This window comes from Streptomyces niphimycinicus (genome assembly GCF_018883605.1).
In the GTDB taxonomy this organism is placed as follows: Bacteria; Actinomycetota; Actinomycetes; order Streptomycetales; family Streptomycetaceae; genus Streptomyces; species Streptomyces niphimycinicus.
On record NZ_JAHLEM010000860.1, the window covers coordinates 1 to 5809 of the forward strand.

The 5809-nt window shown below is 71.5% G+C and carries 5 protein-coding genes and 1 pseudogene; 2 read left to right on the forward strand and 4 right to left on the reverse strand.

Annotated elements, in window-relative coordinates; translation table 11 throughout:
* Positions 1–135: 135 nt before the first annotated feature.
* Positions 136–250, forward strand: a pseudogene (locus KN815_RS51205) (MerR family transcriptional regulator); the annotation flags it as partial.
* A 68-nt stretch (positions 251–318) separates the two neighbouring features.
* Here KN815_RS51205 and KN815_RS44285 read toward each other — a convergent pair.
* From KN815_RS44285 to KN815_RS44300, 4 genes are read right to left on the reverse strand one after another with little or no spacing between them, the layout of a single operon-like run.
* On the reverse strand, positions 319–1734 hold the full coding sequence (locus tag KN815_RS44285; protein ID WP_216347414.1) for a hypothetical protein: 1416 nt from the start codon (positions 1732–1734) through the stop codon (positions 319–321).
* A gap of 46 nt (positions 1735–1780) precedes the next feature.
* On the reverse strand, positions 1781–3307 hold the full coding sequence (locus KN815_RS44290) for a hypothetical protein (protein WP_216347415.1): 1527 nt from the start codon (positions 3305–3307) through the stop codon (positions 1781–1783).
* Positions 3282–4064 carry a hypothetical protein gene (locus KN815_RS44295; RefSeq protein WP_216347416.1) on the reverse strand — a complete coding sequence of 261 codons (783 nt, stop codon included), beginning with the start codon at positions 4062–4064 and terminating at the stop codon, positions 3282–3284. The genes KN815_RS44290 and KN815_RS44295 overlap by 26 nt, the downstream gene beginning before the upstream one ends.
* Positions 4061–4744: a hypothetical protein gene (locus KN815_RS44300; RefSeq protein WP_216347417.1), complete on the reverse strand. Its 684-nt coding sequence runs from the start codon at positions 4742–4744 to the stop codon at positions 4061–4063. Before KN815_RS44300 ends, KN815_RS44295 begins: the two co-directional genes overlap by 4 nt.
* A 322-nt stretch (positions 4745–5066) precedes the next feature.
* Between KN815_RS44300 and KN815_RS44305 the strand changes: the two genes are divergently transcribed.
* Positions 5067–5774, forward strand: a complete 708-nt coding sequence (locus KN815_RS44305) for a 4Fe-4S single cluster domain-containing protein (protein WP_216347419.1) — start codon at positions 5067–5069, stop codon at positions 5772–5774.
* Positions 5775–5809 lie beyond the last annotated feature (35 nt).

Below are 5809 nucleotides of genomic sequence, written 5' to 3' on the forward strand. Positions count from 1 at the left end.
TGTCCACGGGATAGGAACGGTCGCCGAGTTCCACCATGACGCGGGTGTGCGGATGAGCCGACGCCGTCATGCGCTGTCCGTCCCTCCATGGGCGATGACTGGGAATTCTCTCTTGTTGAATGTAGTGCTTGAAGCTACTCCGCGGCCCAGCTCAGCCGCCTGAACCGGGTTATCGCGCTCAAAGAGCTCGGCTTCACCCTCCAGCAGGTGCGGGACATCGTGGACGAGAAGGTCGGGGGACGGCGAGGCCCCTCGTGCGGCAGGCGGCCACCCCGCAGGTGGCTGCCTGCCAGATGGGCTTTGGACAGCACCAGGTGCTCAGAGAGCCTGCGCGCGGTTTCTTCTACGGGAGCGGCCGGGCCCGGGGGGTTCGGCGCGCGGGGTGACCCCCAGTTGTTTGAGCCGTTCGAAGTCGGCTGTGTCGATCTTCTCCAGGATCTCCAACTGCCGTGCCAGCGCGTTGGATTGCCCGTCGACATCGTCATGCCGCCGGAGCGAGGTCGCCGTGGTGATGTGGAACCGGGCCAGCGCCACCTTCAGACTGCGGCTCTCCAGGATCATCCGGTAGATGGTCTCCTCCGCCAGCGCGTCCTGCACGGATCTGACCGGCCGGGTGAAGAACAGCGTGACGATCTGCCCCACACCGAGTGCGCCGAGCACGGCGGGGCTCTGCCACCCGATACGGCCCGGGAGGAAGGCACCGACGAGCGACAGCACCAGCGCGGTGAGCAGCAGACAGGTGCCCAGCCCCAGCAGGAACTTGCTGGCGAAGCCGACCGTGTGCTGCGCCCGCCGGAGGCGTTCGGAGGTCTGGATGCGGTAGTCCCGCAACCTGGCGTCCTCGTACGACAGGATGCCCTGCTTGTCCTGGATGTACGAGGAGTAGCCCGCGAACTCCGCGTCCCCGCCACGGGCCAGCCGCCGGTCGTCGTCCGGTCGGGAGCCCAGGAAGCGGGCCAGCTCCGCCAGACCGGTCATCACCTCGGTGCGCAGCACCCGCTGGCAGAAGTCCAGCGCCGTCAGATGGCGCTCCAACGTCCTGCTGGCGGTGAGCGGGTCGGAGACCACGAGCTGCCGCACGTCGTAGCGCGAGCGGATACCGGTCAGCAGCAACTGGACCTTGATGTCGGTGAGGACACCGATCACCACGACATGTGCCGTCTCCTGACGCCCGTCGCCCAGCAGACCGTCCAGCAGCGTCGTCAGCGGCGCCGGTTCGCCGAGGTCGGAACGGACTCCGGAGCTGTGCTGGAAGTCGAAGAGGGTGTTGGACCGCACATGGTGGACGCGGAGTCTCCCGCCCCAGCCGTCCTCGCTGTCCGCCGGGGCGCACCGGTCCGGGGCCAGCAGATCCGTGAGCCCGTCGACGTACGCCGCCCCCCAGGTGCCGGCCTCGCAGTGTGCCCCGTACTGCCTGCGCTCCAGGTCGTACGCCTCTCCCGGGACATGCCAGTCACGGATGTTGATCAGATGCAGGACCCCGTCCCCGTGTCCGCGGGTCCGGGAGCCGACGGTGGCGTCCAGGAAACGGGCCAGCGGCGAACGGTGCAGCTCCGCCTCGGACAGGACCCTGCGGTGGCCCTCCGTGCGGAGGGCCGCACCGCTCTCGCTGTCCAGCAGCAGCTTGGAGACCGCGCTGTCCGGCAGGGACAACTGGCAGTCCAGGTTCAGGAAGAAGTCGTTCTGTAGACACTGCGTGATGAGTATGTACTGCGCCGGTGCTGCTGGATCCATCGCCACCCCCGTGGGTTTTCCTCGGCCTTCGGCGTGCCGCACGCGCTCAGTGCGGCAGCAGCGGCCACTGCCGGGACAGCCGCATGGCGGCCTCGGTCACCGCCGGATCGCCGGACTCCATGGCCACCCCGTCCAGATAGGCGTGCGCCGCGGCTTCGTACAGGTCGTCGACCGCGTACAACCGTGCCTCATGGGCGGCGCGGCGGGCGCCCCCACGGGCGCCCATGGTGGCCTCGGCCTCCTTGGCGCGCTCGGAGCCGGCCAGATCCGTCTCGATCTCCTGCTCCAGCTTCCGCAGCCGCTCGGCCGTGGTCCGGTACGCCGCGAGATACGGGTGCTCCTCGCCCAGCCCGATCAGGAAGGCGATACCGCCGGAGAGCAGCAGCAGCGCGACGAACATCCAGGTCACGCTCTGCGGATCCAGATGCAGCGACTCGATGAGGCTCGGCGGATTGCGCACGCTGTCCCCCACGTTCGCGGCCACATCGGGCGGCAGATCCAGCGCAGGCTCCTCCCGGAACGCCACCTTGGCCCGCAGATCGCCCAACGCCCAGGCGCCGTAGGCCCACACGCCCAGCAGGGCCAGGGCGGGCACGGCCGACAGCCGGACCGCACCGGTGGCGGAGCGCCGCCGCAGTATCCAGCCCGCGATATGCGGGGCGAGGATCATCGCCACCGCCACGGCCACCATGAGGCTGTAGGAGAGCAGATCGGCGAAGCGCCCGACACCGTGCAGATTCTCGAACACCGAGTAGTAGACGGGCAGTTCCACCACGATCAGCGCGGCCAGCACCCCGAGCTTCATCCAGCGCGGCATACCCGGTCGCGCCGCGGCGCCCTCCCATGCCGCCCTGGTGGACAGCGCCCGGTCGGCCGCGTCCGCCTCCGCCACCGGATCGTGGTCGGACACCGCCTGCCAGCCGGCGTGGCCACCGGCGGTCTGCGGCTCGTCCTCGCGCCGCGTGGCGCCCGGCTGTCCGGGGTCGGCGCCGTCGGTCCAGCCGGCGGGCATACGGGCGCGCAGCCACCGGCGCTCGAAACCGCCCCGTACGGTGTCGCGGAAGGTCTGCCACCGGTCGGCCCGCCGCGCCAGCCGGTCCAACTGGGCTGTGGTGACCATCTGCTGCTGCTCCAGGACGGCCCGCCGGCGGCCCGCCCGCTCCAGTCGCTCACCGGCGGCGGTGGCGGCCGCCCTGACCCGGCTCGCCTCCAGCGCGCCGTCCTCCTCGGCCCGTGCCTGCTCCTCGGCGAGCCGGTGCCTGACCCGGCCGCGCAGGCTGGCCAGCTCGGCGAAGTAGGGCACCCGGTCGGAGGTGGCCAGAACCCACGGGTCGAAGACCTTCCGGCCGGCCGCCGAGGCGCCGTGCTTGCGCGCCCGGTCCAGCAGCCAGGCGCTGTCCCCGGCCCGGATGAGATCCGATGCGACGGGGTCGGGCTGGGGCAGCGCGCCGTCGGGGAACCGCCGTGCGGCCGCCCGCCCTCCCCGGCGCCGGTGGTCGGCGTCGGCCCTGCGGCGGCGCAGCCTCAGCCGGCGCGGCGCCTGGTCGTCACCGGCGGTAGGTGGTGTCGACATGTGCCTTCACCCTCCCTTCCAGAAGCTCCGTCCAGAAGGCGTTGAACTGCTCGTAGTGGGAGGTGTCGGTGTGGTACTTCATGCCGTAGCCCACCGGGTAGATGTCCGCGCCGGACAGCTTCGGCGCGCCGCGCGACTTGAGGAAACCGTCGATGACGGTCCGGCGGCTCGCGGCGGTGGACAGGTTCTGCCGCCCCAGCCGGAAGTCGGTGTCGCCCTGGTCGAAGTCGCTCACCACGAGAACGTCGTACGACGCGTCGTCGCCGGACGGCTTGGACAGGGCGATGCGCGACAGCCCCCCGAGCACATCGGAGCCGGGCTCCTCCCTCTGGGCGCAGCGCAGCAGCTTCAGGGCGTTGGAGAGGGCGACCGCGCGCATGGTGGTGCGGGTGCGCTCACGGTCGGCGGTCTTCGAGCTGTCCGGATCCAGGTCGAGCGGGCTGACCTGGCACTTGGACGCCTCGGAAACCTTGGTGATGGGGGCGAAGGACGTCTTGCGGCACTTGTGGTCCGACAGGAACTTCTGGAGGGTCGCCCTGAGCTTGGCCTCCGCGTCGAAGCCGGTCCGGGAGGCGGCGGCAGAGCCCGAGCCGTCGACCACGACGCCGCATGTCCGGGAGTAGCGTGACGGTTCGTCGGAGCCGCAGGCCGTGATGGTGGCGGCCAGGGCGAGCACCAGCGCGGCGGGCAGCGCGCGCCGCAGGTTCCGGCGCCGCCGGACGCCCGGGTGCTCCGGAGCGGAACTGTGGACGGTCATCGCGCGGTCCTCCCGTCGACGCGGTCGGTGTTCTGCCGTTCGAGTATCTGTAGCGCCCGGGAGGTGGCCGTCCGGGCGCTGTCGTCGTCGGCCAGCAGCCAGACGTCGGGCTGCTGCCAGGACCGGTCCAGCTCCACCCGGCCCGGCAGCCAGTCCCCGGGCGGGCGCCGGGGGAGGCGGGAGAGCTGGGGGTGGGTCTCGCGCACCGCGTCCCAGTAGCAGGCGAGCCGCTGATTGGCCTGGTCGACGACGGCCTGGGCATGCGACCGGCAGCGGTCCACGCTGGTGTGCCACTGGCCGACCCAGTGGCCGTACCGCGCGAGCGCGGCGGGCCGGGGGTCCTCGCGGACGTCGTACTGGGTCACGACGCGCACCGACTCGGCGCGCACCCGGCTGAGCAGGGCGTGCTCCCGCCCGATGAGGGCGGAGCGCATCTGCTCGGTGGCCCGGCGGACGCCGGTCCGCACCTCCATCACATACGGCGTGATGAGCAGCTCGGGAGCCGGTGGCTCGATGGGCGGCGGTAGCTCGCCCCGCTGCTCCTCGGGAGACTCCGGGAGTGGGATGCGCGGAACGCCGCGCGCGCCGTCGCGCTTGCCCCGCCAACGGGCCGCGAAGCGGGCGGTACGGCCGAGCCGTCCCCGGCGCACCACCCCGTTGACACTGTCAGATGTGATCATGGAAATGGATCCCCCGTTTTCCCCGGTGCGCAATTACCGCACCGGACAGCCGCATTGCGGACAGTGGAATTCCGCTTTCTCCCGCAAACGGCTCGCAGTCGTTGCCGTTGACGTTGTCGATGCGATTCCTTCTCAGACCGTATCGGTGAGGTCGTACCCGGGAATGCTCCCCATAGGGCCCGCTCCCGAAAACGCCCGGAAGTCGACCGGAGAACGCCCTCGTCGATCCCTGACGCCGGGTCATACTGGAACGGTTCCGGGGCCACGCCTTTTTGATCACGGATCTCGGAAAGACGACCTCGGGGGAATAGGAGACGGGTCGGTGGAGAACGTCCCAGAGTGCGAGGAGCCCACGCTCCGGACCAGTCAGACCCACTTCCCGGTGGAGACCCTGGGCCCGGGACGGCGCCTGGGTATCTGGACCCAGGGCTGCGGGCTGGCCTGCGCCGGCTGTATGTCACGGCACACCTGGGATCCGCTGGGCGGTGCCTCCCGTACGGTGTCGTCCCTGCTCGGGCTGTGGCACGAGGCGTTGGCGCGGGGTGCCGACGGGCTGACGGTCAGCGGCGGCGAGCCGCTCGACCAGCCCGCCGCTCTCGAGGCCCTGCTGGCCGGGGCGGTGCGGGCCCGTGCGGAGGCGACGGAACCGGGCGGCCCGGCGGCGGGCCGCGAGATCGACATCCTCCTCTACACGGGATACGAGCAGGAGGAAGTGGCGCGTGACGCGGCGCGCTCCGCCGCTGTCCGCCACGCCGATGTGCTGGTCACCGGCCGCTTCCGGGCGGCCGAGCCCACCGCCCTGGTGTGGCGCGGCTCGGCGAACCAGCGCATGTGGCCGCGTACGGCGCGGGGGTGGGCGCGCTATCAGGAACATCTGGCCCGGACGGAGAGCGGGCCGCGTCTGCAAATGGTCGAGGGGGAGGGCGATGTGCGGCTCTACGGAGTGCCGGGGCGGGGCGAACTGGCCGCGCTGGAGCGTCGGTTGCGGCGGGCGGGGATCGCCCTCATCGATGCGAGCTGGCGCCCCTGAGCGGGCGCGCCCGCCCGGACGGCCCGGCGCGCGGC